Below are 25,252 nucleotides of genomic sequence, written 5' to 3'. Positions count from 1 at the left end.
TCAGCAGGAAAAGTCTTTAACACTGCAAAAGCAAATATCGATGATAAAACAGCGACAGAATATGGACAATTGTGCAGTGCATAGGTTGATTGAGGATGGGTGACTGCCTTCTTTTCACACGATGTGGGCATTTGTCATATGAATAAGGAGGTGGTGATGTAGATGGTAACGAGCATAGTGATTCTCACATACAACCAATTAGAGCTAACGAAGCAGTGTGTTGAGAGTATTTATAAGCATACCGATCGGTCGTTATTTGAACTTATTTTCGTTGACAATGGCTCAACCGATGGAACGGTCGAGTACTTATCAGCAATGGAAGACGTGAAGTGTCAGTTTAACGAGACAAATCAAGGATTTGCGAGAGGGTGCAACCAAGGCCTTTCGATCTCTGAAGGCGACGATGTATTATTTTTAAATAATGATACAGTCATGACACCCAGGTGGCTAGAGCCATTACAAAAAGAACTTCATGCAGATGAAAACGTAGGGATGGTTGGGCCGGTAAGTAATTATGTGAGCGGTGCTCAACTGGTAGGTGTTGATTATACCGACCTTGCTCATTTGGATGACTTCGCTGTACGTCATCAAGAACAATATGCTGGACAGACGAAACGGACACTGAGGCTCGTTGGTTTTTGTTTGCTTGCAAAACGTTCATTAATGGAATCACTTGGAGGATTTGATGAGCGATACAGCATCGGGTCTTTTGAAGATGATGACTTGTCGGCACAAGTCGTTCATCGAGGATACCAATTAAAAATTGTAAAAGAATCCTTCGTTCATCATCATGGGCACGCAACGTTTACCGGTAATGATGACCTGGATATCTATCATTTGTACATGACAAACCGCGTGAAATTTATTGAGAAGTGGCGCACGGATATATCGGCATACATGTTCCCGCGTAATGAACTTGTTAATCTTGTGCCCTTAACGGCAACGAAAGTGCTCGATATCGGGTGTGGTGCTGGTGCGTCCGGTTTAGAGATTGTCGGGCGCAACTCGCGGGCAGATGTTTACGGAATTGAAAAAGAAAAGTCTCTGTGTGACTTCTCAAAACATCATTACGCACACGTTCAGATAGTTGAAAAGTATGAGCATACCGACTTTTCCCAACTACCGAATGACTTTGACGCGATCGTCATTCAAGATGTGCTTAATCATACGGTGAATCCGTGGCAATTTATAATGAATATTGCCGAATATCTCAAACCTGGCGGCATGATGGTCATGAGTGTGCCCAACTTTATGCACAGTTCGGTCGTGATCCCGATGCTGGAAGGGAAATGGCAAGTGAATGATGGGGGAGTGACGAAGTGGAGTCATTTGCGTCATTTCACACCGTTTACTGTGGATGATCTCTTTCCGAGCGAACATTTCAACATGCGCGTAAAGACGTACACACAGCTACAACAAGATGAAAAGCAACAAGCGTTTTTGCAAGATATACAAGAGGCTGGAAAAAAACACGGAATTTCAGTCGATCACCTTGCCCAACTTTCATCGATGTACCAAATCATTTTGCAAGTGGAGTGGCTTGGGGGTGAAAAAAAATGAAGGGCATTATTCTTGCCGGTGGGGATGGAACCCGTCTTTATCCATTAACAAAAGCGGTTTCCAAACAGCTCTTGCCTGTATACGATAAGCCGATGATCTACTATCCTCTGTCGGTGTTGATGTTAGCGGGTATTCGTGAAGTGCTCATTATTAGTACGCCTATGGATACACCACGGTTTGAACAAATGTTAGGCGACGGGTCGTTTGTGGGCCTCGATATTACGTATGCTGAGCAAGCGGAACCTAAAGGAATTGCGGAAGCGTTGATCATTGGCGAATCATTTATCGGTGGAGAACCGGTCGCATTGATCCTCGGTGATAATCTGTTTTATGGAAGTCAATTTTCGAAACGATTGGAAGAGGCGGCTTCTTTAGAGGAAGGGGCGATCGTGTTTGGCTATTCGGTACGAAACCCGGAGCGTTTTGGGGTCGTGGAAATGGATGAGGATGGAAAAGCATTGTCGCTTGAAGAAAAACCAAAAGAGCCGAAATCTTCAATTGCTGTAACGGGGCTTTATTTCTATGATCATCGTGCCGTTCAGTTTGCTAAGAAAGTAAGGCCATCCGCGCGGGGTGAGTTGGAGATCACATCTGTAAATGAGCAGTATATGCACGAAGGCCGTTTGCGTGTTGAGCAGCTAGGCCGAGGGTTTGCATGGCTTGACACGGGCACACATCAGTCTCTTCTAAACGCGTCGGCATTCATTGAGACGATTGAGGAGCGGCAGAGCTTAAAAGTCGCATGTATTGAAGAAATTGCTTATCGAAAAGGGTATATCACGGCAGACCAACTCGTTGAGCTTGCTAAGCCACTCAAGAAAAATGCGTACGGTCAGTATTTGCTTGCGGTTGCTAACGAACGTTAGGAGGAGCCTATGAAAGTTCTTGTTACCGGCGGGGCTGGTTTTATCGGCAGCCATTTTATATTAGCGTTACTAAAAGAAAGGTCAAATGTGACGATCATCAATGTGGACCAACTCACATATGCGGCAAATCTTGAGCATTTACAGACGGTTGAAAACGATGATCGCTATCAATTTGTACGTGCGGATGTAACCGATCAAAGAAAGATGATCCAGCTAGTCACTGAACAACATGTCGACGCGATTGTACATTTTGCTGCTGAGTCACATGTCGATCGCAGCATCGCTCATACGTCACCGTTTATACGTACAAATGTTCAAGGGACTGATGCGCTGTTGCAAGCGGCGCTATGCGGTGAAGTGAAACGGTTTATTCAAGTGTCTACCGACGAAGTATATGGAACATTAACGAAAGAGGATGAAACGTTGTTCACAGAGCGCTCTCCGTTGCAACCGAACAATCCTTACGCGGCGAGTAAGGCAAGTGCTGATCTGTTAGCGAGGGCTTATCATCAAACGCATGGTTTGCCCGTATGTATTACGCGTTGTTCGAACAACTATGGTCCCCATCAACACGAGGAAAAACTCATTCCAACCCTCATCAAAAAAGCGATGAACAACGAGCCTCTTCCTCTTTACGGAGATGGACAGAATATACGCGACTGGTTATACGTTGAAGATCATGTACAAGCGATTTTAAAAGTCTTGGAATATGGGAAATCCGGTGAAGTGTATAACATTGGAGGCTACAATGAGCTTACGAATCAAACGATTGCAGAAAAAATCGTCGCAGCCTTTCAACTTCCTATTAGCCAGATTCATTATGTTGAAGACCGCAAAGGTCATGACCGTCGGTACGCCATACAAGCAGATAAAATTGAGAGAGAGCTAGGATGGAAGGCAACGACAGACTTTGATCGCGCATTTCAGTACACGATTGACTGGTATGTGGGGGTGAACAGATGACGAATAGGCGGATTCTAATTACAGGATCTAAGGGGCAACTGGGCAGCCAAGTGGCCGAGTTTCTAAAGCAATATGAACATGATGAGGTCGTGGCATTAGGGCGTGAACAACTGGATGTACGCGTGTTGGAGTCGGTAGAAAAAGTGATAAATGAACACGAGCCCGATGTTGTTATTCATTGCGGGGCATACACCGATGTGGACGGGGCAGAGAAAGATCCCGACCAAGCATTTGCGGTTAATGCCTACGGAACGAGGAATGTTGCCATTGCTGCTCGTCAAGTTGGCGCAAAGCTTGTGTATGTAAGTACCGACTTTGTGTTTGATGGGGAGTCTTCGACTCCATATATGGAGTTCGATCGACCAGACCCTCAAACGATCTACGGTCAATCCAAACGTGCAGGTGAAGTTTTCGTCCAACAGTTGCACAATGAATTCTTTATTGTCCGCACGTCTTGGCTGTATGGAGACCGAGGTCATCATTTTGTGCAAAAAATTCTCGATCGTGCTCACGCACAACCCTACTTGGAAGTCGTTGATGATGAAACAGGTTGCCCGACGTATACGTACGATTTGGCTGTCTTTATTGATCAACTAATCGGCACACGTGCGTATGGATTATATCATTTCTCCAACGCGGGTTCGTGTTCACGGTTTGAATGGGCAGAGAAGATTGTTCAGCTTTCAAGGTTAGAAACTGCGGTACGAAGAATTCAGCGCACACAGCTAAAAGTACGTACCCCACGGCCGATGTATTCTGTATTAAGTCATCAGTCGCTTGAGGCGAACGGTTTTCCAAAACCTAGACGATGGGAAGAAGCGCTATACCATTATTTACATCGTCAACTATAGAAGAAGGTTGTGTTTGTTTCTATAAAGCCGTATGATTAGGAGCAGATCATAAGTGGTACACAGGAGGCAGCGGTATGGACGGTAAGATGAGAAGTCAGGTGAAACCAGGGGCGGAAGTAGACATTGTGCTAAAGGCCGACCAGCGAACGGGGACGCTAACGAGGGGGACTGTTCAAAGTCTTCTAACGAAATCAAGCAGTCACCCTCACGGGATTAAAGTACGGCTAACAGATGGTCAAGTTGGAAGAGTCAAAAAGGTTCATGAGTAGAGTGATAGAAACTCCAATCGATTTCCGAAGGGATCCGTAGTAAAAAAACGCTTTGCATATGGCAAAGGAGTGGCTTCCTTTATCGGATACCCGGCTTTGGTAAGAACGGCTTGAAGCGCACCCAAATCCTTCACTTGGAAAGCGGGATGGGCTTTTTTGTTTGGAGAAAAGGGCTCCTCAATACCAATATGAAGGTCAATTGAACCTATGGTGAACCAACACCCACCGTTGTCACGTAGTTCCTTTGGTTTTTCAATTTCTTGAAGTTGAAGTAGGTCTCCCCAAAACTTACGACATTCGTCTTCGCGACCGATGGGTGCAGTGATTTGTATATGATCAAGCGTTAGAATCATGAGCGAATTCCTCCTGTTTTATTCCTTCCCAGACGGTCCAGCGATCTCGGTCAATGACGTCTGAAGTTTGAATATGTTTTTTCATGTGAGCAATGAGTGCATGAAGATTTTCGTCGCTTAACTTATGAAGAATTGACCTTCCTTGACGACGATGAAAGGAAGTGACCCAATTCTCTTGTTCGTACACCGCCCGAGTTTCCCAAAGTGTGTGAATGGACAGACTCGTAAAACCGCTCGCTGCCAACGCTTGGTACATTTGTTCTGAAGTAGGACGCCGTTTCTCTTCAATGTGTTTAAGCTGCGGGAAACATTCAAACAAATAGCCGCGCAAGTGGTGATTTGACCCAGGTAGCAAACAATCTTCGAGTGTTCGGTTCTGAATGATTAAGCGCCCGCCTTTTTTTAACACACGCCCGGCTTCTGAGAACCCAGGTTCAAGGGGGTCAATATGGTGTGTGAGCGCGCGCATAATCACCACATCTGCAAAGTTGTCTTCTAAAGGAAGTTGAGTGGCAGAGCCGTACAAAAACTTTACTTCAGGAATGTCTTGTCTCGCCGTTTTTAGCAATGCTTTTGACGAGTCAACACCGATAACGTGAGCTCCGTGGTTACTCATCTCCCGCGCATATAACCCCCCGCCAGATCCAACGTCAACGATGGTTTTACTTTTTACATCTAGAGTTCGAAAAACATTTGTTAGCCAGTCTGGGGCAACGCTGCGTTCACTGTACATTTTTTGGTACTGTGTATCGTGAAAAGAAAAATCCTCCATAATTTCACCGCCTTTAATGCAAGTATAGCGAAAAAGATATATAATAAGAACAACAGTTATTGAATTAACATGTATAAGAAAAAGTAATAGCATAGAGGTGGGCATATGAAAGATTTTACACTCATCGTAGCGTTAGATACATATCGTTCCATGCAAAAAGCGGCATCGCATTTGTTTATTTCACAGCCTGCCATTAGCCAGCGTCTTAAAACAATTGAGCACAATTGGGGGAGAGACTTATTCGTCCGAACGAGTGCGGGGTTAACTCCTACTCCTGCAGGTGAAGTGCTCATTGAATATGCAAAAGCACAACTCCAAGCAGAGCAAACAATGAAAGATCAATTAGCAAAAATGGACAATCACGTTGCCGGATCATTAAAAATTGGTGTTTCTTCTGTAATCGCACAATATGTACTTCCAAACATATTAGCAAAATATATGGAAGAATACCCTGAAGTACGCATCGAATTGCAAACAGGATTAAGTGCTGACCTCCTCCGCGAAACTCCAAATCGTCATCTTACGATTGTTCGCGGGGATGAACCTATGGTCGGTATGCACGTGGAGTCGTGGTTTAGCGAACCGCTCGCTCTCGTTTATAAAAATCACGACGCAACAGCCTACGACATTTTAACCGACCTTCCATTTTTATCTTTCCAAACTGAGCCAAGTTACCACGTGAACGTGAGAGATGCCATAGTAAAACAATACGGGGTCTGGCCAGAAAGAGTGTTGGAAGTAAATAATATTGGGACATGCAAAGCTCTTACTCTAGCTGGCGTTGGAGCAGCTGTGCTCCCTGCATGTAGCGTGGCAGACTTGAGTGATCGTTGTGTCGTTGAACCGCTTAAAACATCTAGCCGTAAGACGTGGCTACTCTATGAAAAAGAGCTTACACACTTACCACAACTTCGCACATTTTTACAGATGCTTAGCGTTTAGAGGGAAAGTTGTTTTACAGACCGACAAGCTCTGGAGGAATCCCTTCATAGTCACTGTAAACGAGCAGTTCACTAATCGTCACGAATTCAAAGCCGTCATCACGTAACTCCGTAAGAATTCGGTCAAGCGCTTTTACTGTTTCACTACGGTTACCCCCTGCATCATGAAACAATACAATATCACCAGGCGTTGATCCGGGTGCAACATTATTCACAATTGTGTTCACGCCGGGTCGCTTCCAATCTCGTGAGTCTTGATGCCACGACCACATAACGGTGCGATAGCCTTCTTGAGCAGCATAATCAACCGTAAAATCATCATAATACCCGCCCATTGAACGAAAGAAAATCGGTCGGACGCCGGTCGCATTCTCAATGGCCATTTCCGTAAGTTCAAGTTGATTCATAAACTCGTCCTTCGATATGCCTCGCAACGGACGATGATCATATGAGTGGTTACCGATTTCATGACCTTCAGCCATTTCTCTTTGCAGAATCTCCGGGTAACGCTCTGCATGTTTTCCAATGACAAAAAAGGTTGCCTTTGCATCGTGCTTTTTCAGAACGTCCAAGATGAGAGGCGTATACATAGGGTGAGGGCCATCGTCAAACGTGAGCGCAATGAGTTTTTTGTCTGTATGTACATTCCAAACAACTTCGCCAGATTCGATAAACTCGGCTTTTGATTTCCCGAGTACATCGTTATGCATTAAAAATATGAGCATGATTACAAAAGCGATAATCAAAAACTTTCTCATTAGCACAAGCCCCCTTTGCTTCACTCCTTTAGCTTGTGTCTGATTGCTTGTTTCATGCGTCGACGTGTGGAGATTCTATACAATAAAAACAAAAAGTTTAAAAAGCTGTTGCATAAACCATACAATTTGAATTATAATCTGATTATTATAACTGGGATACAATGTGTCAGGAGGGAGACGCAAATGAAGAGAATAGAGAATTTGTCGATACGGGAGACTGTATTTCAACAGATTCGGCAAGCAATATTAATGCAAGATATACAACCAGGCGAGAAGTTAACTGAAGCAGAAATCGCAGAGCAATTAGGTGTCAGTCGGACACCGGTTCGTGAAGCGCTGCACAAGTTGGAGCAGGAGAATTTGGTTGAAATTCATCCGAGGCGTCATTGTAAAGTTATCGGTATAACACCTTCTGCGATAAGAGAAATCAACATGATTCGTGCGCAATTAGAACCAACAGCAGCTAGGCATGCGACCACTCGCTTAAGTGACCATGAGCTTAACTATATAGGTGGGCTACTCGAGAAGTCGAGGAGACATTCAGATGAAGCTGACATTAAAGGTCTCGTAGAAATTCACGATCAGTTTCATCAAACCATTGTTCAAGGGTCGAATCTTCCTAGAATCACAACAATACTAGAAAACATGCACGAATATATCGTCTCATTTCGTACTTCGTATATGTCTAGGCAAGAACTTGTTCAACGTTCAATAGAAGAACATGAAGCCATCTATTTAGCACTTAAGAACCGAGATGAAGACCTCGTTGAGGAACTATTTAAGAAGCATCTTGAAGGAATATTTGAATATGAGGATGTCGTAATCGAATCGAACCTTACAAACTAAGGGAGACAATCGTTATGCGTAAATTAACGGCGTTATTTGCAGGGCTCCTCATGATCGGTGTACTAAGCGGTTGTGGTAACCAAAGCGAACAAGTTGTACTCAAATTCGCTTATGAATTGCCGCAATCCCACCCTTGGGGGCAAGGTGCTGAGCGATTTAAGGAAATTGTTGAAGAGAAATCTGATGGAGAAATTCAAGTTCAGCTTTATGGTGGTGGACAGCTCGGGGATTCCGGTAGGGAAGTACAAGAAAGTGTAGCAATAGGCACGATAGAAATGGGACTCTCATCTACACCATTGGAACAGATGAATCCATACCAGGAGATTTTCTCTTTACCTTACATTTTTCTAAATCGTGAACATGCATGGGCTTCATTAGATAGTGAGGCGGGAGATATGGTTGGAGAGCATTTGTTAGAGTATAACTTGCAGCATCTTGCTTTTTGGGAAGACGGGTTTCGCCAAGTGACAAATAGTGTTCGACCTATTGAAATGCCTGAAGATTTTGAAGGTCTAAGAATACGTGTGCCAGAAAGTCCTGTTCGAATGGCAACATTTTCGGCACTAGGATCGAATCCTCTACCCATGAGCTTCTCTGAGGTGTTTACCGCTCTTCAACAAGGCACTGTCCATGGACAGGAGAACCCATTGCCCGTCATAGTCAATTCATCATTTTATGACGTACAACCTTATCTGACACTCACAAATCATGTGTACTCTCCAGCATCGCTATTTATGAATGAGGACACTTGGCAGAACTTATCAACAGAGCATCAACAGATTATTCAAACCGCCGCTGAAGCAGGTCGAGATTTGAACAGGGACTTAAACGAAAGTGACGAGATTGCATTAGTAGAGCGACTCGAATCTGAAGGAATGGAAGTCTTTGAACTAGAGGATGTTGAGGCATTCCAAGAAGCTACTCAGCCCGTCTGGGAACCCGTCGTTGAAGGGTTAGGAGAAGAAGGTCAAGAAATTATAGACATAATTGAACAACTCGGAGGTGATTACCATTAAATCATTTCGAGATGTTTTATACCGGTGTATCAAATACGTCAATGTAGGAATCATGTTCTTTATGTTCTCAGTACTTTTATTGCAGTTAATAGGTAGAAATTTGTTCGATATATTGCTTGAGTGGCCTGAAGAAATGGCTCTAATGACGATGATTTGGCTTACATTTTTCGGTGCCTACCAGTGTACTGTCGAAAACACGCATCTAAAAGTAAGTTTTTTGGAAGATCGATTGTCTGAGAAGAATAAGCCTTACTTGGAATTGTTTTCGAAAGTTGCAATGTTAACGTTAGTTTTGCTCGTCACATTTAATACGTATCCGTTAATTTCCATAGTAGGAAATATAGGTACTCCTGTTATGGCAGTCCCTATGTGGGTGCCTTACAGTTTCATATGGGTATCGGCGACGTTAATGTCAATGGAGATCATATGCCAGATCATTGAGACGATTAAAAAAATCGCAACTTTCAAAACAAGTAATAAGCAAGAGGGAGAAACGGTAGGTGAAGTGAGATGACCCCGTTACTTATGCTAATTGTCATACTCATTCTCCTCGTATTAGGGGTTCCAATTGCATTCACACTTGGGCTTACTGCAGTAATGTTTATCGTTCTACAGAGTGATTTCTCACTTACATTTATGACACAGCAATTGTACCTAGGTGCAAACAGTTTTCCATTGCTTGCAATTCCGCTATTCATATTGGCGGGATCGATAATGAATTATAGTGGAATTTCTAAACGTCTAATTAATTTAGCATTATTAATTGTCGGCATCTTTAAGGGTGGACTTGCCTATGTAAATGTGGTTGCATCGGTCTTCTTTGGTGCAATTACAGGAACTGCCGTAGGTGCTAGTGCAGCAGTAGGGCAAATCGTCATTCCAGCAATGGTTGATAAAGGTTACCGACGCGGTTTTTCCGCAGCAACCACTTCTGCTGGATCATCGCTAGGAATTTTATTACCACCGAGTGTTCCAATGATTTTATATGCTTCGGTTTCTGGAATTTCTGTTTCTGCACTATTTATGACTGGAATTCCTATCGGGTTAACGATTGCTGCAGGCTTTATGGTTGTTGCATACTTTTTGTCTGCCAAGCAAAAAGGAGAAATTATTGAGAAGTCTATAAAAGTTGAGAATGTGGGCATTGAGCTACTGAAAAACATCCCTGCATTGCTCGTTCCTGTAATTATTCTTGGAAGTATCCTTACTGGAGTTGCCACACCGACCGAGTCCGCGGCTATCGCTGTTTTTGTAGGGATTGTAGCTGCACTCATCTATCGAGAAATGAGCATGAAAGATTTCTTTGTAGCCATTGAAGATAGTGTGCGGACAACGGCTTTTGTCATGTTCATCGTTGCCTGCGCAGGGTTGCTCGGTTTTGCTTTTGCAGGTTTAGGTGTGGGTCACCAGATGATGGAACCGTTGCTTCAATTTGCGAATGATCCAATTGCCGTAATGTTAATTACTAGTTTAATTCTATTTCTTGGAGGGTTAGTGTTTGACGGTACGGTTATGGTACTCGTCATCGTACCTCTATTCTTGCCTCTTGCTGATGCAGTATCCGTTGATCCGTTGCAGTTTGCTATGGTTGTTCTGATCGTGTGGTCAATTGGCCAACAAACGCCTCCTGTTGCAAGTGGTTTGTATATTACGACTGCTTTAGCGAAGGCGACGATGTGGGAGACGAGTAAATATAACGTCTGGTACATTCTTGTGTTATTAATTGTGTTATTTTTCATGATTTATTTTCCGGAATTGATGCTCTATATTCCGAATTTACTCATTGATTAATGTGCTGATGGGGCTTCGTCAAGTTGGCACACACATACTATTTTATCTAAAGGAGACGATCGAATGATTTTTAACAGAATGGTGCAAACAATTGAAACACATACGTTTGGGGAGCCAACTCGAATCATTAATGGTGGTTTATTAAAGTTAAAAGGGGAAACGGTTGCTGAACAACGAGACTACATGGCGGCTAACTTTGAGTGGTTAAGAAATGCAATTATTCAGGAACCTAGAGGCCATCGAGACATGTTTGGGGCAGTCTTGTTACCACCCACTAGGGAAGATGTTGACTTCGGTGTCATTTATATGGACAACACTGGCTTTTTAAATATGTGTGGTCACGCAACGATAGGTGTTTCAACGGCGATTGTTGAACTTGGAATGGTTGAAGTAACAGGAGAAGAAACATCTCTCGTATTGGAAACACCGGCTGGACTTGTGTATCCAAAAGTAAAAATGAAAAATAACCGTGCAGAAAGTGTTCGTTTTGAAAACGTCCCTGGCTTTCTAGAACATCAAGATCTTGAAGTAGAGGTCGAAGGCTTAGGTACGATCAAAACAGATATTAGTTATGGTGGCAACTACTTTGCCTGGGTGGACATCGCACAGCTAGATACGAAAATTCATGTATCCAACGGTATGCAGTTGAAAGAATACGCTAGAAGAATTAAAGAAGCGGTAAATCAAAAAGTAAGTGTACAACACCCAACAAAAGAATATATCAATTACATTGATATTGTTACCTTCTTTGGCGAACCGACACTTGAGGAAGCTACGTATAAAAATGTTCATGTTTTTAGTGATCGACAAGCGGATCGTTCACCAGGTGGGACAGGTACGACAGCAATGGTTGCTCGCATGGTAGGACGAGGCGAGATGAAAATTGGCGAGGAAATTGTAAGTGAAGGGTTTGTCGGAGGTACGTTTACTGGACGAGCGCTTGAGAGCGTCAAGTTAGGTGAAATGGATGCGGTTCGAACGGAAGTAGAAGGAACAGCGTTTATCAATGGTTTCCAGAATATATTAATGGATCCGAATGATCCGTTCCGTGGCGGTTTTATCGTGAACTAATTGTGCATATGAAAAAAGGGGGGATGAGCATGCGCTCATCCCCCCTTTTTTCTTTTTTAAGAAACGACCGAAGACTTTAATCGAGCGGGTCGGTTTTTAAGTTTGAAAAATGCCGGTTGAGTTTTTGCAATAAGAAGAATCACACCAAATGTAATGAGTGTTTCTGGCACAAGGTATGAAGTATTATAAATAGCTGAGTAGAGCCAGACGTTCCATCCCTCTGGCGCATATTCGCCAAACCAAACCCCACCGGAGATGATGTGGGCGACGAGACGGAAAAATGATGCAAAGAAAAGGCCGAACAGTGCCCATCGGATGTTTAGTTCTCCTTTTTTGTTCCTGAAAGCAAATGCACCCGCCAGTCCTAATACGGTAAAGGCAACTGGATAGTCTAATAGAAATTGGATGGGGTGAATCATCGAGCTTCCTAAGATTAACTTAATGACACCAACGAGTAGCCCTGTCATCAGACCAACTTTTAAGCCGCGCCGAAATGCCATGACAAAGATCGGCAACATAACAAGGGAGATCGAGCCTCCCATGACCCACGGACCCGCAAACTCAATGCGGTCTAAGATGAGCGCGAGTGCGACCATGAGCGCTGTTTCCACCATGATTAACGTTCTTGTTTGCATAAAAAAATCCCCTTTTTGTTTCCACAGGGGGATGCAGGTCCGCACATTAAACGTCGTAATGTGCTCTCCCACTTCCCTACGCTGGTGTTACCCAGATCAGGTTCTAAGAGTCGGGAACGAGTCCCTCTCAGTCTTGCGACACCCCTAGTGGTTGATAATATTCAGACGAATATAGTATATCTTATAGTACAATGAAAGCCAAGCTGTTTTTGGGGAGGTCACGTATGCATAAAGCAATTTTGTTTGACTTAGATGGCACATTACATAATCGACCGAAATCATTGGTAACTTTTTTTCGAGATCAATGCGAGCGTTTCTCAATGAATGTCGATCTGAATAGGTTTGTCGAATTGGACAATGAGGGGATGCGCTGGAAGGATGAGGTATATGAGCAGTTAGTCAAAGAATATCAGTTGCCATTAGACCCTCAACAACTACTAGCCGATTATGTTACTCTGTTTCCGAGGTTCGCACAGCTGTATCCTGACGTTGAGCACACACTGGAACAATTAAAGGCAAAGGATTATAAACTCGGAATCATCTCAAACGGAAAGAAAGGCTTTCAACGAGCGGTATTCAATTCTTTAAGTATTAATGAATATTTTGAATCAGTGATCATTTCAGATGAGGTTGGCTTAAGAAAGCCGGATGCCCGAATTTTCGCATTAGGTATAGAGCAGTTGAACGTACAGCCTGAACAAGCCTTGTATGTTGGGGACCAGTACGACACTGATATTATCGGAAGTCGTAACAAGGGCTTGAAAGCGGCTTGGAAAACGAACGAACAAGTGGATAGTGACGCACATTTCCAGTTTTCATCTTGGCGTCAATTCATACCTAAATTACAACAGTTGGAGGGTGAAACATGGTCATCCGCAAAGCAAAAGTAGAAGATGCCCAAGGCATTGCTCACGTGCACGTGCAAAGTTGGAAAACAACCTACTGGGGTATTGTTCCACAAACTTATCTTGATGAGTTGGATGAAACAACGAGAACAGAACGTTGGGTAAAGATCATTACAGAGGTGAACAATACGAAGGTAGCCACGAATGAAGAGGGGAAGATCGTAGGCTTTGTCCATTATGGACGTTCTGAGCGTTATGCGGCGGATGGACAAGTGTACGCCTTATACTTATTAGAATCTTATCAACGAAGAGGCATCGGCGCCCAACTACTAGAGGCGGCTAAAACGGAGTTTCAACGACAAGGTTGGCATACGTATGCGGTTGAGGCGCTCGTCGATAACCCGTCGATGGCATTTTATCGCAACAATCACCCCGTGCATTATTTGCTCAGTTCGTTTACAATTCATGGAAAGGTTCTTCGCGAGTGGGTCATGACATTTAACGTTTGACCCCTCCCGAACCAACGTAAGGAGGAAGCGAAGTGTACGAACGAAAGCCTCAGTTCGAAAGCCTTGTGCCATTGAATGAAACGGCACGAGGAGAAAGAAAAGCAACACTTGTCATTAAAAACGCCAAACTCATCAACGTAGTATCTGGTGAAATCTTAGAAAATACAGATGTGGCGGTATGTGAGTCTAGGGTTGCATATGTTGGGGAGAACGCTGATCACACAGTTGGTGACGATACAGAAGTGATTGATGCAAAAGGAAAATACTTATCCCCAGGCTTTATTGATGGGCATTGCCACATTGAAAGCAGTCAAATTACCCCGGCGCAATTTGCGAGGGCAGTATTGCCAAAAGGCACAACGAGTGGCTTTTTTGATGCCCATGAAATTACGAATGTTCTTGGTTTGGACGGTCTTAAACTGATGCTCGAAGAGGCGCGGAAAACGCCGATGGCGGCCTATATGCAAGTGGCTTCGTGCGTGCCGTCAACGAGTGCAGAGTTTGAAACCAATGGCGCGTCGATTGGCGCGAAAGAAGTGAAAGAGGCATTTACTTGGGGAGACGATATGGTTGCGCTCGGTGAGGTGATGAATTTTCCTGGTGTCGTTTACGGTGACGAAAAGATGATGGGTGAGCTCGAAGAGACGCTTAAAGCAGGGCGAGTAGCTGATGGTCATTATACGTGGGAACCAGATTCCGTTCGCTTGTCAGCATACGCGAGCACCGGCATTAGTGGTGATCATGAAGTGACAACCGCTGAAGATGTCATTGCACGCATTCGCCTCGGACAATACGCGAAGATGCGTCGAGGTTCTGCGTGGCATGATGTTGCAGAGACCATTAAAGCGCACACAGAACACGGTATTAATACACGACGAATGATGCTCGTCACCGATGATCGAAGCCCAGAATCGCTCGTTGATGAAGGGCATATGGACTTTGTTATTCGCCACGCCATTGAACAAGGGGTTCACCCTGTCGTCGCCATCCAAATGGCGACGATCAATACAGCTGAAAGATTTGGATTGAGTCAAGATGTCGGAATGATTGCTCCCGGTCGATTTGCTGATTTCGTATTGCTCGAGGGCAAGCTAGAGGACGTTCATGTGGATGTAACGATTTGTGCTGGGACAGTCGTTGCTGAAAACGGAAAAACGGTTGTTGAGATTAAAGGAATCGAGTGGCCAGAGTTTGCGACCCGCTCGGTTCACCTGAAGCGTGACGTGCGACGGAGCGACTTTAAAATCGAGGCACCAACTGTTGTAGACCGCGTGACGGTTCGAACCATTCATGTTCAAGAGAATCAAGTTGGAACGAAAGAAAAGCACGTGAATGTCGCGACGAAGAATAATCAAATCCAACTCGGCAATGAGCTTTGTAAGATGGCAATTATTGAACGCCATGGCGTAAACGGGAACACAGGTCTAGGTATTCTAAGCGGCGTGGGATTTCAACGGCCTGCCGCTATTGCAATGACCGTCGCCCATGATTCGCACAATCTCATGGTGATTGGCAATGACGATGATTTGATGGCCCAAGCTGCAAATCACGTTGCGAGTCACCAAGGAGGAATTGCGTTTGTATCAGGTGATGAAGTGACGATGTTGCCATTACCTGTTGCCGGTCTTATGTCTGACCAACCGTATGAAGAGGTCGCCAACACATCAAAGAAGATTAGTGAAAAGCTAGCAGAAGCAGGTTGTACGATGAACTATGCGTTCATGACACTCTCGCTCCTAGCACTCGTTGTTATTCCAGAAATCCGTTTATCGGATACCGGGCTAGTAAGAATTGGCGATCAAGGCTTTGAAAAAGTCGGATTGTTTGTGGGTTGAAAAAAGTGCGAGCCCCTTGGCTCGCACTTTTTAAATATATTGATGTGTGTACTCGAGTGAAAAACAATCCGTACGTTCAATCCAATCTTTTAGTAAATACAAGTGAGAACCACCGATGAGGACAACAATGCGTTCTTCGCCGGTATGGGCCAGACGAGCAATGTTTGCGAGTATCGTTAAGTTCCTTTCATACCACCAATTAACCCAGTACAACCCAACATGTTGCTCAGCATTTGAAACAGTTAACATTTGCGTGTACATTTGATCTAACTTTTGTGAGAGCTCCATGTTGTTCGCTCTTTTAAAGCGATTGTAAACAGAAAGTTCTTGTGATGCAGCTTCTTCTTTTAACATCGGTTCTAATTGATCAGTTTGGAAAGATTCGTAAAAATGAGGCAAATGATCACGTGCCCAAGCTAACGCATCTCCGATTCCATATGCGGGATTTTCTCCCAAATGGTCAATGGCGTGGATTCGTTTCGCTTGTAGTCGAAAGCCAATTTGCTCAATTTCCGTACCATTTAGTATGTGTTCTCCGGTCAAATACAATCTGTAGCGTTCCTCTAACTCTGCTTGCTTTTTTTGATCGAGTTCTACCGCAACGTCTGTCGGTTCAAAGGCAGAAAGTGCACGGACAATCCCGTCAATCGATTGTTCCGTCTCGTCATCAAAACGATGAACTCCTTGATGAATTAAGTCTGGACTCTCATCGAAGTGGAACGTTCCGGCGAGCAATAGCGTAGGTTTCTTCATCTTAGCACCATCCAATCGTTTGATTGCTGAATGAAAAGAAAGATGTTACGTTAGAAAGAACAATGAGGTGAGAAAGTCATGACAGTCCAAGAACTTGAACAGCAGTTGCGAATGCTCAAATCTGATTATGCACGGGTGCAAGGAGATCTGGAAAAGATCGAATCCATCGGGGGAAATCCCCGCCCGGTTACTCGACAGTTGAAGCAATTAGAAGAAGAAATTCATGAAACAAGGCAAAAAATTCATGCAAATTCAAATGAAGAATAGGTAGTATGCTAACGCAAGGATGAGAACACTCATCCTTGCAGTTTTTTATAATAGCTCTTTTAAAGCGGTGCGAACGGTGGAAAACGTTCGGAATGTTGATGTATTGACGCCCCGCAAAACACTTTGCTGAGCCATGTTCGGGCGAATTCCTGTAATGATAAGTTCTGTACCCATTAATGTAAGCATGCTTTGTAAAGACGCTAGTTTCGTACCGAAATCTTCCTCAAATGTATGCAGTCCAGACACATCAATGATCAGTTGTTCTTCTCCTTCTGTGTTTACCTGCTCTAACACTTGAGCGGTCATCATCTGCCAACGCTCTTCGTGAATGACACCAACGAGCGGGAGGACGGCAAGGCCTTCGCTTAACGGAACGACAGGTGTGGATAGATCACGTATTTCTTCCAACGATTCTTCTAATCTTTGCTCCGCTTCTTTTCTGCGTGTAATGTCCTTTTGGACACCAACAAAATATTCTTTGCCAGCTGAATCGACATATACAGGATTAATTAACAACTCATTCCAAAATGCTTGGCCAGATTTTGTATAGTTCATCATCTCTACATAAACAGGTTGATTGGCTGCCAAGGAACGGCGAAGCTTTTGCACATCCGCCTCGTCAGTATGCTCCCCTTGTAAAAACCGACAGTTTTGACCGATAATATCCTCGGCAGCGTAACCGGTCAATGTTTCAAAGCCGCGGTTCGCGTAGATGATCGGATTATCGTCTACACTAGGATCGGTAATGACAATGCCAACTTCGGTATGGTCAAGAACGGATGTCATAAGATCCGTAAATTGCAGATTCGCAACAATCGTCATGTCATCCTCTTGTAGAATTCTTCTGCAGATAATAAAGAGAAGTGAATCGTGCTCATCCTCACCTTCAGTAATTTCCGCTGTAAAAGACAGGGCTTCCCCATGCTTATTCACCAAAATTAAAGCAGCCCCCGGTTCTTCAAGAAGCAGTGACACGTCAGATTTGGTTACTTGTGCTAAAGCTTTGTTTTGGAGCTCATCAACTGTATAGTGTAGTTGGTCACGAAAAGATTGGTTGCTATAACGAATTGTGAAAGTGTTATCTACGACAATGACTGGATCTTTATATTTATCGATAAAGCTCTTAAACAAGCAGTTTCACCCTTTACTTATAAATTACTATCAGTTTACCATTGTTGGTGATAAACTTTCCACTCACAATCGAATCCAAACAACAATTACGTATTATACGCACGCAAAAAAGACCACCTGTGCCATGATGGCACAGGTGGGGATTATCATTCACTGCTTGCGGCAGATTCTTCTTCAGCTTCTTCAGGGACGATTTGTTGCTCATGTGGCGGCTTGATCCGTTGTTCATCGTCTGGGTCGAAGAAGTGAGCTTTATTCATATCAAAACCGAGTTCTAATTGATCGCCTTGTTGAATGTTGCTACGCGGGTTTACAATTCCGACAATTTCTTGCTCGCCGACTTTCGTGTAAAGCACGGCTTCGGAGCCGGTTAATTCAGCAAGGTCAATGGTGACGGCAGCTTTAGAGTCGCTCATTTGGTTTAAGAACGCTTCTTCATCATGAAGGTCTTCTGGACGGATGCCGAGAATGATGTTTTTGTTGTCGTACGGTTTTAAGTAATCAAGTTTATCTTGAGGCAACTTCAATGAAATGTTGTCATCAAACCAGAAGTAGCCGTCTTTTAGCTTGCCATTCAAAAAGTTCATTGAAGGTGAGCCGATGAAGCCGCCAACGAAGACATTTTCAGGATACAAATACACTTGCCTCGGGGCTCCGATTTGTTGAATGAAGCCATCTTTCATGACAACGATCCGAGAGGCCATCGTCATCGCCTCTGTCTGGTCGTGGGTGACGTAAATGGTCGTTGTTTTTAATCGTTGATGTAGTTTAATAATTTCTGAACGCATTTGTACACGTAACTTTGCATCTAAATTTGATAGTGGCTCATCCATTAAAAATACTTTCGGGTTACGAACGATCGCTCTTCCAAGTGCCACACGTTGGCGCTGACCACCGGATAACGCTTTTGGTTTACGGTTAAGGTAGTCTTCTAATCCGAGAATCTTAGCCGCATTATCCACACGTTCTTTAATGTCAGGTTTCTTGAATTTACGAAGTTTCAAACCAAATGCCATGTTGTCAAACACGTTCATATGTGGATAGAGTGCATAGTTTTGGAATACCATTGCGATATCGCGATCTTTCGGCGATACGTCGTTTACAAGATTATCATCGATGTATAGCGAACCTTCTGAAATCTCTTCTAATCCAGCAATCATACGAAGCGTTGTAGATTTCCCGCAACCAGATGGTCCGACAAATACGATAAATTCTTCATCTTTAATCTTTAAATTAAAGTCAGTTACTGCGGTTACATCCCCGTCGTATCGTTTGTAAATATGGTCCAATTGAATTTCTGCCATAAAAAAATCTCCCCTCATCCACGTTTGAAATTATTTGATTATTCTAATCGTAAACGTTTTCAATGGAAAAGGCTATGAACAAACTGACCAAAATCTAAACCGAGACTTCGTCAATATGCACGAAAGGAACCGCTTCTCCGGTTAACCATAGGGCAAGATATACAGCAGTTGTGAGGGAGAAGTGCTGAAATACTGGCCCGGCTTGCTCTTGAAATTTGTCTAACCGGTATTGCAACGTATTACGATGAATGTGAAGTTGCCTCGCGGCTTTTGTAAGATTCATTTGTGAATGCAAATACGTAAAAATCGTTCTTCGAAGCTCGTGATCAGTGTTTTGTAGGAGTGATTTTTGCCAATGGGTGAGCGCTTCATGAGAATGAGTTTTTACTAAGTCAATTAAAGGGGCATCGGTCGCATTAAAAGATCGACGATGTTGAAACCAAGAAATAAAAAGGTGAAACCGTTCCCGTTCTGCATGAAACATTGCTTTTGCTTTCGAAATGTCGGTGTACGCGCGTGTCACATAATCGTGAACATCTACACTCAAATCTTCCGCTAATGCTTGGAAGGTCGACTGAACGAGGGCAATTTGTTCCGCATGTGAAGGAGTGGAACGTTCAACAATTAATACCCCTTCTTGATCATTTGTCCAAACGACGGAACCGTAGTGGCGAAGCGCCTCAGTAAGTGCACCGCTATGATCAGTAGACGTGTTTAAGTAGTAAAAAATAAAAACATAATCACTATTTTTCATATGTTCGGGAAGGTTGTTGGCATCTTCTAATAATAATTGATACCAGCGTAATTCCGCTTCCGATTGTGAAAGCTCACTAAGCGTGACTCTTTGGAGAAACGTATGGAGCAAACCGCGCTCTTCTGTAGAGACCGTTTTAGGGAATCCGACGAGCTCTTTACGATCTGTATAAAACCAAAGAAATTCATTCGGATCGTCGGTATGTGTTGGGTCCAAGACTAATTGATCGTTGTATAACTTCATAAGTTGAGAACGCATAGAGAAAGCACCCGCCTTTGTTAGAGTGTAACACGGCGAGTGCCCGGAATGGTTATTCAGATAAGACATGTTTTTCGATAGCTTTTGCGACACCATCTTGGTCATGAGTGTCTGTCGTGGCATTCGTTTGACTTTTAATGAAGTCATCTGCATTTCCCATTGATATGCTAAATCCAGATGTGTTAAACATCGACAGGTCATTGTAGTTATCCCCAATAGCAAATGTATCCCCAATGTTTACTTCTAAATGTTTGGAAATGAGCTCTAGCCCGTTTCCTTTTTCCACACCTGCAGGCATAATTTCAACGTTATCTGTACCTGATGAAGTGAATAGTAGATCCTCGTCTGACTCCCATTTGTTGCGAATGCTTTCTAACCGTTCAGGGAATAGCGATAGCACGAGAAACTTATAAGGCGTAAAGTCTTCGGTGAGAATGTCTGACGGATGCTGGAGCGTCTGCAATCCCATCTTCTTAATTTGACGATCTGCTTGCGTTCGAATCGCTTCTTTCACCTTATCGGTATCATCATGTGAATTAGAATAGTCTTCAAGTTCATTCAAGAAATACTGATACGAATCTTTAGAAGCGTAATGCCCGTTTGACGTGCTCAAATGATAATAAAACTTTTGGTCATTCAACCATGTGCCGACTTGTGCGGCGGTTTCACGGTCTAGCCGTTCCTCTTTTAAGATGTGGCCGTGTTTGTCAGCGACAATTGCACCGTTCGCACAAACATAGCCATCTGCCGGAATGCCTGCCTCATGAACGATGTCGCGCGCATCGGTCAAACTTCTACCTGTCGCAACGACAAAGTAATGATCCTTTTGTAGCGCATGGATCACATCTGTTGTATACGTTGAAATGTGACGATCCGAATGAAGAAGCGTTCCATCCATATCAATTGCAACGAGTTTCATGTTGTTTTCTCCACCCATCTTTTATCTATTTTTACATGTTCATTATACGAGAGTTTCGATCATTTTTCAGCGAATGGGCGTATGGAATATAAAGCTTGTTCCAAAGTGAGGTACGTTGTAGCATCTTTGAATTTAATCCCGAGTCGTACAATCGTTTGTGATAATTCTGGTCGCATACCTGATAAAGTAACGGTAATTCCGATCAGTTTTAGCGCATTGATAAGATTGGAAAGGTGTTGCGCGAACCATGTGTTAATGGAGTTAATACCTGACAAATCAATGACTATATAGGAAAGATTTAATTCGGTTGCTCGTTCGAGAGTTTGTGAGTGTAGGTGTTGTGAACGTTCATCGTCTAAATCCCCGATGATTGGAAGAACAGCGATATTCTCCCAAACAGGAACGAGCGGAATAGAAAGGGCGTGCATCTCTTTTCTCGTCAGTTCCAGTGCATGAACTTGAAAGCTGATATAATGGGCGCTCACTTGTTCGACGAGTAACTCTGTTCTTGTGGATAGGTGATGAACAATCGTAAACGCATCTCGAACAGTTAAGTCTTCTATAGAAACATGCGTCTCAAAAAGGTGCTGAAATGTCTCGCGATAAGCCCGTAATAAAGCAAACAACGTTTGAGAAGAGATTCGATGATTAATAAAAAAATCGACGATTTGCTTTGCCCATTTTTGAATGGTTGCATGATTGTTCGTTAAGTTCTCCTCAGAGGTCATCATGTCAAACCATTGCTTGTGATAGGGCTCTAATGAAGGTAAATCGTCGCCTAGGGATTTTGTAGGTGACTTTTCACGAAGTGTATGTACTAATTGATCTCGCCAATTGTCTGCTTGAGTATGCAATGAAATGAGCTGTTTGGAATAGTGATGGTCTGACAAGCTAGATCCCTCCCGCGTATTGAATCTATAAAAACTCATTATGAACCGTTCCCTTTCTCAGTTTAATATAAACACCAGATCAGAAAATTTCACACTTTTTTAAAAAGATGTTAAGCAATCTATGAACAATTACAAGAAAACTTCAAGCATTGTGAAAAAACCTCAAAAGTCATTCAATACTGAATATCTTTCTGTTATCGTGGGTATTAATCAAGTAAGCAACACAAACTTACGAAATAATTTAAGGAGGAGAATATAATGAATAAGAAACTTATGTATGGAATGTTGTCAGGTGTATTTGCCGTAGGTATGCTCGCTGCATGTGGAGACGTAGATGGTGGTGACGACCCAATGGGCGAAGACGACGACATGGGTGGAGAGCTAGATGATGGTGGTATGGACGATATGGACGATGACGACGGAGATGCTTAATCCGTCCATCTAAAATAAAAACACCCCTTGATTGTACGAATACAATCAAGGGGTGTTTTTTTTGTGTAGCAGAAACGCTCGTGTATGTGAGCTTCATAGCGTGCCATCCTAGTCGCCAAAGAAAGTACTCTAAAAAGCAATGGAAGCAGTTCAGCGTGAACTGCTTGCTCGGGGAAAAGGGATAGGGTTCGTGGCACAAGGGGTGTCTGCCGTATTTTTGTTAAGGAAGGTGGGCGTATGCGGAACAGACTGAGCGCCGCGCCGAATTTTGTTCCGGAGAGAAGGTCTGTGTGGAACAGACTGAGCGCCCCGCCGAATTTTGTTCCGGAGAGAAGGTCTGTGCGGAATAGAATGAGCGTCTAGCCAAATTTTTGTTCCGGAGAGAGGGCCTGTGCGGAACAGACTGAGCGCCGCGCTGAATTTTGTTCCGGCAAAAAGGGCTTAATTGCATGGCACAATCCGACAGCAATGTACAACGGATCTGTTAATCGGGGACCTTTATGCTTTTTTGCTATAGGATTGACTCATGTATTAACGAACTCACCAGGTGATTCGGAATGTTCATTTTTTATTAACCTCGATCTTATCCTCTAGATCACAAAGCTCGTTCTCACTAACCATTTGTTCTTACACTCAATCATGAAGTTAAATGAGTTTAGATGCCTTTGTGAAAACCTAAATTTCCATATATATCCATTCCCTGTTACTGGATTGTTATACTGTTTAATGTAAATTAATTGGAATTTATATGGGATTGAAACCTTTGAAATATGGTTGAAATTTTCTTGCGTATTTTTACATAGAGTACCTGTAATTGGAAAATAAATCTCTCATTTTTCCCTTTTCAACGGGGTCTGCTCTCGTCATAATGAGTGGCGGAGGTGCAGGAAATGAAAAAATACTTATTCGCTTTAACCGCGTTTTTATTAATCCCGACAGGAGCATTTGCTCAATCGGATGAAGCCCCAAATTGGAAAGGAGATGTAAAAGGGAAAGTATATGTGTACGCCGCTGGTAGCCATTTCGGTGAGTGGTCAAACTCTTATTCTTTGAAAGAGTGGGACACAGTGCTTGCGAAGCTTCAGGATCGTTTGAACATTCATTGCCCAATGCCTGGTGAAGATGTAGAAGAAGAACCAGAAGCGCCATCTGAAGGCAACGAAGAAGGGCAGCCAGAACCAGAAGCGCCATCTGAAGGAAACGAAGAAGAACAACCAGAACCAGAAGCGCCATCTGAAGGAAACGAAGAAGAGCAACCAGAACCAGAAGCGCCGTCTGAAGGAAACGAAGAAGAACAACCAGAACCAGAAGCGCCATCTGAAGGAAACGAAGAAGAGCAACCAGAACCAGAAGCGCCGTCTGAAGGAAACGAAGAAGAACAACCAGAACCAGAAGCGCCGTCTGAAGGAAACGAAGAAGAGCAGCCAGAACCAGAAGCGCCGTCTGAAGGTAATGAAGAAGAAGGAACGAATGATGAGGACACAGAGACAGGCAATGACTCTATGTCTCAGTTTGAGCAAGAAGTTGTAGATTTGACGAACGAAGAGCGTACATCAAGAGGTCTTGAGCCACTTGAAGCGTACACAGACTTAAGCGATGTTGCACGTGTTAAATCAGAAGATATGAGAGATAATAATTATTTCTCACATGATAGCCCTAGATACGGTTCACCTTTTGATATGATGAATGAATTTGGCATTGATTATAGAAGTGCAGGAGAAAACATCGCAGCAGGGCAGACGAGTCCTGAACAAGTGGTGGACGGCTGGATGAATTCCGATGGACACCGCGCGAACATTCTTGATCCACAGTATACGCATATCGGTGTCGGACACGCTGAAGGCGGAAGCTATGGACAATACTGGACGCAAATGTTTATGTCTCGCTAAAACGATTAGAATATGAAAAAAGCGTAAGGATTATTAACCAATCCTTACGCTTTTTTATGAGTAGATTAAACGTTGTCCGTGTACCCGTAAGCCCGCAAATCATACCATAGAGCAGGCTATGGTATGATTTGCGGGCCACTATAGTAGGTGAGTCGGTAAAAACCTTGCCGTAGAAGCTAGAAATTCTCCCAAAGAACGGCCAAAATGCATCTCAAATTTTAAACAAACTGACGATAGCTAGGTGCATCATTAGCGTAAACGGCTCCAACGCATATGTATTACCCTTCAATTAGCGCTTGATAAATGAGCGTTCTGCCTGCCACTTCCGCGATGACAAAATATTGCACTGAACCTGTGTTCTCTGTCTCGTAGATTGGGGTCCCTTCTGGAAGTTGTGTGGCCGACAACTCTTCAAAACGACTCGGATCATCTGTCGTTTGTACAATTTCTCCGATAAAGGAACCTTTCTCGTACGTATTCAAATCAATGTGTTCATAATCTGTTACATTGCTAAAAATTGTGGAGTCGTACTCAAAAATATCGGCGCTTTGAGATTGCCGCAAAACATCTTCAGCAGTCGGGTTAGGATCTTCACAACCGATGAGCAATAACACCACCAAAAATAACACAATACGCTTCACTACGTTTACCTCGCTTTCGCACTTAGGTTATGGATTCAGAAGTGAGAGTTTTTCTACATACCAATAATATCTCTACGTTTAGCCTCATAAACCTGAAAAACCAGCTACCCGCAGGCACCGTGGTGCTGACAAA

Annotated in this window: 28 protein-coding genes and 1 riboswitch; of the genes, 17 read left to right on the top strand and 11 right to left on the bottom strand. The window is 43.4% G+C overall.

Annotated features, from left to right (window positions below):
• The first annotated feature begins 162 nt into the window (after window positions 1–162).
• The 5 genes from ACE1TF_RS16360 to ACE1TF_RS16340 all read left to right on the top strand — a co-directional run bounded on the left by ACE1TF_RS16360 (window position 163) and on the right by ACE1TF_RS16340 (window position 4,509).
• Window positions 163–1,560 (top strand): glycosyltransferase, encoded by a 1,398-nt coding sequence (locus ACE1TF_RS16360; protein WP_375018360.1) that lies wholly within the window; start codon window positions 163–165, stop codon window positions 1,558–1,560.
• Entirely contained in the window at window positions 1,557–2,426 is an 870-nt protein-coding gene (gene rfbA / locus ACE1TF_RS16355; protein WP_042398335.1) for a glucose-1-phosphate thymidylyltransferase RfbA, read from the top strand. Before ACE1TF_RS16360 ends, rfbA begins: the two co-directional genes overlap by 4 nt.
• Before the next feature lie 9 nt (window positions 2,427–2,435).
• Window positions 2,436–3,389 carry a dTDP-glucose 4,6-dehydratase gene (rfbB, locus tag ACE1TF_RS16350; protein ID WP_375018358.1) on the top strand — a complete coding sequence of 318 codons (954 nt, stop codon included), beginning with the start codon at window positions 2,436–2,438 and terminating at the stop codon, window positions 3,387–3,389.
• Window positions 3,386–4,240: a dTDP-4-dehydrorhamnose reductase gene (rfbD, locus tag ACE1TF_RS16345; RefSeq protein WP_375018356.1), complete on the top strand. Its 855-nt coding sequence runs from the start codon at window positions 3,386–3,388 to the stop codon at window positions 4,238–4,240. Before rfbB ends, rfbD begins: the two co-directional genes overlap by 4 nt.
• 74 nt (window positions 4,241–4,314) lie before the next feature.
• Entirely contained in the window at window positions 4,315–4,509 is a 195-nt protein-coding gene (locus tag ACE1TF_RS16340; protein ID WP_042398340.1) for a YwbE family protein, read from the top strand.
• On the opposite strand, the gene ACE1TF_RS16335 is transcribed toward ACE1TF_RS16340, so the two are convergent.
• Window positions 4,500–4,862, bottom strand: a complete 363-nt coding sequence (locus tag ACE1TF_RS16335; protein WP_042398342.1) for a VOC family protein — start codon at window positions 4,860–4,862, stop codon at window positions 4,500–4,502. The genes ACE1TF_RS16340 and ACE1TF_RS16335 overlap by 10 nt on opposite strands.
• Window positions 4,846–5,634 carry a class I SAM-dependent methyltransferase gene (locus tag ACE1TF_RS16330; protein ID WP_375018353.1) on the bottom strand — a complete coding sequence of 263 codons (789 nt, stop codon included), beginning with the start codon at window positions 5,632–5,634 and terminating at the stop codon, window positions 4,846–4,848. The genes ACE1TF_RS16335 and ACE1TF_RS16330 overlap by 17 nt, the downstream gene beginning before the upstream one ends.
• Window positions 5,635–5,739: 105 nt before the next feature.
• Between ACE1TF_RS16330 and ACE1TF_RS16325 the strand changes: the two genes are divergently transcribed.
• Complete coding sequence (locus ACE1TF_RS16325) at window positions 5,740–6,576, top strand: LysR family transcriptional regulator (protein WP_042398344.1); 837 nt, start codon at window positions 5,740–5,742, stop codon at window positions 6,574–6,576.
• Between the two features lie 13 nt (window positions 6,577–6,589).
• On the opposite strand, the gene ACE1TF_RS16320 is transcribed toward ACE1TF_RS16325, so the two are convergent.
• Window positions 6,590–7,333: a polysaccharide deacetylase family protein gene (locus tag ACE1TF_RS16320; RefSeq protein ID WP_375018350.1), complete on the bottom strand. Its 744-nt coding sequence runs from the start codon at window positions 7,331–7,333 to the stop codon at window positions 6,590–6,592.
• A gap of 183 nt (window positions 7,334–7,516) precedes the next feature.
• Here ACE1TF_RS16320 and ACE1TF_RS16315 point away from each other — a divergent pair, with 183 nt between their 5' ends.
• From ACE1TF_RS16315 to ACE1TF_RS16295, 5 genes are all read left to right on the top strand, one after another.
• Window positions 7,517–8,179: a GntR family transcriptional regulator gene (locus ACE1TF_RS16315; protein WP_375018348.1), complete on the top strand. Its 663-nt coding sequence runs from the start codon at window positions 7,517–7,519 to the stop codon at window positions 8,177–8,179.
• Between the two features lie 14 nt (window positions 8,180–8,193).
• A complete protein-coding gene (locus ACE1TF_RS16310) occupies window positions 8,194–9,195 on the top strand; it encodes a DctP family TRAP transporter solute-binding subunit (RefSeq protein WP_375018346.1) in 1,002 nt (333 codons plus the stop codon).
• Between the two features lie 61 nt (window positions 9,196–9,256).
• Entirely contained in the window at window positions 9,257–9,709 is a 453-nt protein-coding gene (locus ACE1TF_RS16305; RefSeq protein WP_375018344.1) for a TRAP transporter small permease, read from the top strand.
• Complete coding sequence (locus ACE1TF_RS16300; RefSeq protein ID WP_375018342.1) at window positions 9,706–10,986, top strand: TRAP transporter large permease; 1,281 nt, start codon at window positions 9,706–9,708, stop codon at window positions 10,984–10,986. The genes ACE1TF_RS16305 and ACE1TF_RS16300 overlap by 4 nt, the downstream gene beginning before the upstream one ends.
• A gap of 63 nt (window positions 10,987–11,049) precedes the next feature.
• Window positions 11,050–12,057, top strand: coding sequence for a proline racemase family protein (locus tag ACE1TF_RS16295; RefSeq protein ID WP_375018340.1), 1,008 nt, complete (start codon window positions 11,050–11,052; stop codon window positions 12,055–12,057).
• A gap of 56 nt (window positions 12,058–12,113) precedes the next feature.
• Here ACE1TF_RS16295 and thiT read toward each other — a convergent pair whose 3' ends face one another.
• Window positions 12,114–12,692 (bottom strand): energy-coupled thiamine transporter ThiT, encoded by a 579-nt coding sequence (thiT, locus tag ACE1TF_RS16290; RefSeq protein WP_375018338.1) that lies wholly within the window; start codon window positions 12,690–12,692, stop codon window positions 12,114–12,116.
• 56 nt (window positions 12,693–12,748) lie between these two features.
• Window positions 12,749–12,848, bottom strand: a riboswitch (TPP riboswitch).
• A gap of 68 nt (window positions 12,849–12,916) precedes the next feature.
• Between thiT and ACE1TF_RS16285 the strand changes: the two genes are divergently transcribed.
• Genes ACE1TF_RS16285 through ade form a run of 3 tightly spaced genes read left to right on the top strand, consistent with a single transcriptional unit; the run spans window position 12,917 to window position 15,881 of the window.
• A complete protein-coding gene (locus tag ACE1TF_RS16285) occupies window positions 12,917–13,582 on the top strand; it encodes an HAD family hydrolase (protein ID WP_052363548.1) in 666 nt (221 codons plus the stop codon).
• Window positions 13,558–14,046: a GNAT family N-acetyltransferase gene (locus ACE1TF_RS16280; protein ID WP_375018335.1), complete on the top strand. Its 489-nt coding sequence runs from the start codon at window positions 13,558–13,560 to the stop codon at window positions 14,044–14,046. Before ACE1TF_RS16285 ends, ACE1TF_RS16280 begins: the two co-directional genes overlap by 25 nt.
• A gap of 32 nt (window positions 14,047–14,078) precedes the next feature.
• Complete coding sequence (gene ade, locus ACE1TF_RS16275) at window positions 14,079–15,881, top strand: adenine deaminase (RefSeq protein ID WP_375018333.1); 1,803 nt, start codon at window positions 14,079–14,081, stop codon at window positions 15,879–15,881.
• 30 nt (window positions 15,882–15,911) lie between these two features.
• On the opposite strand, the gene ACE1TF_RS16270 is transcribed toward ade, so the two are convergent.
• Entirely contained in the window at window positions 15,912–16,634 is a 723-nt protein-coding gene (locus ACE1TF_RS16270) for a DUF5694 domain-containing protein (protein WP_375018331.1), read from the bottom strand.
• Window positions 16,635–16,712: 78 nt separating this feature from the next.
• Between ACE1TF_RS16270 and ACE1TF_RS16265 the strand changes: the two genes are divergently transcribed.
• Window positions 16,713–16,901 (top strand): SE1832 family protein, encoded by a 189-nt coding sequence (locus ACE1TF_RS16265; protein ID WP_042398361.1) that lies wholly within the window; start codon window positions 16,713–16,715, stop codon window positions 16,899–16,901.
• Window positions 16,902–16,946: 45 nt separating this feature from the next.
• On the opposite strand, the gene ytvA is transcribed toward ACE1TF_RS16265, so the two are convergent.
• The 5 genes from ytvA to ACE1TF_RS16240 form a co-directional block, all read right to left on the bottom strand.
• On the bottom strand, window positions 16,947–18,032 hold the full coding sequence (gene ytvA, locus ACE1TF_RS16260) for a YtvA family blue-light photoreceptor (protein WP_081829065.1): 1,086 nt from the start codon (window positions 18,030–18,032) through the stop codon (window positions 16,947–16,949).
• Window positions 18,033–18,178: 146 nt separating this feature from the next.
• Entirely contained in the window at window positions 18,179–19,336 is a 1,158-nt protein-coding gene (locus tag ACE1TF_RS16255) for an ABC transporter ATP-binding protein (RefSeq protein ID WP_042398363.1), read from the bottom strand.
• Window positions 19,337–19,430: 94 nt separating this feature from the next.
• Window positions 19,431–20,348, bottom strand: a complete 918-nt coding sequence (locus ACE1TF_RS16250) for a helix-turn-helix domain-containing protein (RefSeq protein WP_375018328.1) — start codon at window positions 20,346–20,348, stop codon at window positions 19,431–19,433.
• A 52-nt stretch (window positions 20,349–20,400) separates the two neighbouring features.
• Window positions 20,401–21,267, bottom strand: a complete 867-nt coding sequence (locus ACE1TF_RS16245) for a Cof-type HAD-IIB family hydrolase (protein WP_042398368.1) — start codon at window positions 21,265–21,267, stop codon at window positions 20,401–20,403.
• Between the two features lie 59 nt (window positions 21,268–21,326).
• Entirely contained in the window at window positions 21,327–22,157 is an 831-nt protein-coding gene (locus ACE1TF_RS16240) for an STAS domain-containing protein (RefSeq protein WP_375018326.1), read from the bottom strand.
• A gap of 258 nt (window positions 22,158–22,415) precedes the next feature.
• Here ACE1TF_RS16240 and ACE1TF_RS16235 point away from each other — a divergent pair, with 258 nt between their 5' ends.
• Window positions 22,416–22,589, top strand: a complete 174-nt coding sequence (locus ACE1TF_RS16235; protein ID WP_193744655.1) for a hypothetical protein — start codon at window positions 22,416–22,418, stop codon at window positions 22,587–22,589.
• A gap of 890 nt (window positions 22,590–23,479) precedes the next feature.
• Entirely contained in the window at window positions 23,480–24,478 is a 999-nt protein-coding gene (locus ACE1TF_RS16230) for a CAP domain-containing protein (RefSeq protein ID WP_375018323.1), read from the top strand.
• 278 nt (window positions 24,479–24,756) lie between these two features.
• Here the strand turns inward: ACE1TF_RS16230 and ACE1TF_RS16225 are convergent, their stop codons facing one another.
• Window positions 24,757–25,119, bottom strand: coding sequence for a hypothetical protein (locus ACE1TF_RS16225; protein WP_042401483.1), 363 nt, complete (start codon window positions 25,117–25,119; stop codon window positions 24,757–24,759).
• Between the last annotated feature and the right edge of the window lie 133 nt (window positions 25,120–25,252).

The organism is Geomicrobium sp. JSM 1781026 (genome assembly GCF_041949955.1).
In the GTDB taxonomy this organism is placed as follows: Bacteria; Bacillota; Bacilli; order Bacillales; family Marinococcaceae; genus Geomicrobium_A.
Note: the sequence above shows the minus strand (reverse complement) of the source record. Positions and strands in the feature narration are given on the sequence as shown.

What these genes read in the sequence shown, in the direction of transcription:
- thiT (WP_375018338.1), bottom strand. Translation starts at nt 12,692, where the DNA reads ATGCAAACAAGAACGTTAATCATGGTGGAAACAGCGCTCATGGTCGCA.
- ACE1TF_RS16315 (WP_375018348.1), top strand. Translation starts at nt 7,517, where the DNA reads ATGAAGAGAATAGAGAATTTGTCGATACGGGAGACTGTATTTCAACAG.
- ACE1TF_RS16305 (WP_375018344.1), top strand. Translation starts at nt 9,257, where the DNA reads ATGTTCTCAGTACTTTTATTGCAGTTAATAGGTAGAAATTTGTTCGAT.
- rfbB (WP_375018358.1), top strand. Translation starts at nt 2,436, where the DNA reads ATGAAAGTTCTTGTTACCGGCGGGGCTGGTTTTATCGGCAGCCATTTT.
- ACE1TF_RS16360 (WP_375018360.1), top strand. Translation starts at nt 163, where the DNA reads ATGGTAACGAGCATAGTGATTCTCACATACAACCAATTAGAGCTAACG.
- ACE1TF_RS16250 (WP_375018328.1), bottom strand. Translation starts at nt 20,348, where the DNA reads ATGCGTTCTCAACTTATGAAGTTATACAACGATCAATTAGTCTTGGAC.
- ACE1TF_RS16300 (WP_375018342.1), top strand. Translation starts at nt 9,706, where the DNA reads ATGACCCCGTTACTTATGCTAATTGTCATACTCATTCTCCTCGTATTA.
- ACE1TF_RS16230 (WP_375018323.1), top strand. Translation starts at nt 23,480, where the DNA reads ATGAAAAAATACTTATTCGCTTTAACCGCGTTTTTATTAATCCCGACA.
- ACE1TF_RS16330 (WP_375018353.1), bottom strand. Translation starts at nt 5,634, where the DNA reads ATGGAGGATTTTTCTTTTCACGATACACAGTACCAAAAAATGTACAGT.
- ACE1TF_RS16255 (WP_042398363.1), bottom strand. Translation starts at nt 19,336, where the DNA reads ATGGCAGAAATTCAATTGGACCATATTTACAAACGATACGACGGGGAT.
- ACE1TF_RS16265 (WP_042398361.1), top strand. Translation starts at nt 16,713, where the DNA reads ATGACAGTCCAAGAACTTGAACAGCAGTTGCGAATGCTCAAATCTGAT.
- ACE1TF_RS16310 (WP_375018346.1), top strand. Translation starts at nt 8,194, where the DNA reads ATGCGTAAATTAACGGCGTTATTTGCAGGGCTCCTCATGATCGGTGTA.
- ACE1TF_RS16270 (WP_375018331.1), bottom strand. Translation starts at nt 16,634, where the DNA reads ATGAAGAAACCTACGCTATTGCTCGCCGGAACGTTCCACTTCGATGAG.
- ACE1TF_RS16245 (WP_042398368.1), bottom strand. Translation starts at nt 21,267, where the DNA reads ATGAAACTCGTTGCAATTGATATGGATGGAACGCTTCTTCATTCGGAT.
- rfbA (WP_042398335.1), top strand. Translation starts at nt 1,557, where the DNA reads ATGAAGGGCATTATTCTTGCCGGTGGGGATGGAACCCGTCTTTATCCA.
- ACE1TF_RS16335 (WP_042398342.1), bottom strand. Translation starts at nt 4,862, where the DNA reads ATGATTCTAACGCTTGATCATATACAAATCACTGCACCCATCGGTCGC.
- ACE1TF_RS16285 (WP_052363548.1), top strand. Translation starts at nt 12,917, where the DNA reads ATGCATAAAGCAATTTTGTTTGACTTAGATGGCACATTACATAATCGA.
- ACE1TF_RS16235 (WP_193744655.1), top strand. Translation starts at nt 22,416, where the DNA reads ATGAATAAGAAACTTATGTATGGAATGTTGTCAGGTGTATTTGCCGTA.
- rfbD (WP_375018356.1), top strand. Translation starts at nt 3,386, where the DNA reads ATGACGAATAGGCGGATTCTAATTACAGGATCTAAGGGGCAACTGGGC.
- ACE1TF_RS16325 (WP_042398344.1), top strand. Translation starts at nt 5,740, where the DNA reads ATGAAAGATTTTACACTCATCGTAGCGTTAGATACATATCGTTCCATG.
- ACE1TF_RS16340 (WP_042398340.1), top strand. Translation starts at nt 4,315, where the DNA reads ATGGACGGTAAGATGAGAAGTCAGGTGAAACCAGGGGCGGAAGTAGAC.
- ACE1TF_RS16295 (WP_375018340.1), top strand. Translation starts at nt 11,050, where the DNA reads ATGATTTTTAACAGAATGGTGCAAACAATTGAAACACATACGTTTGGG.
- ACE1TF_RS16320 (WP_375018350.1), bottom strand. Translation starts at nt 7,333, where the DNA reads ATGAGAAAGTTTTTGATTATCGCTTTTGTAATCATGCTCATATTTTTA.
- ACE1TF_RS16280 (WP_375018335.1), top strand. Translation starts at nt 13,558, where the DNA reads ATGGTCATCCGCAAAGCAAAAGTAGAAGATGCCCAAGGCATTGCTCAC.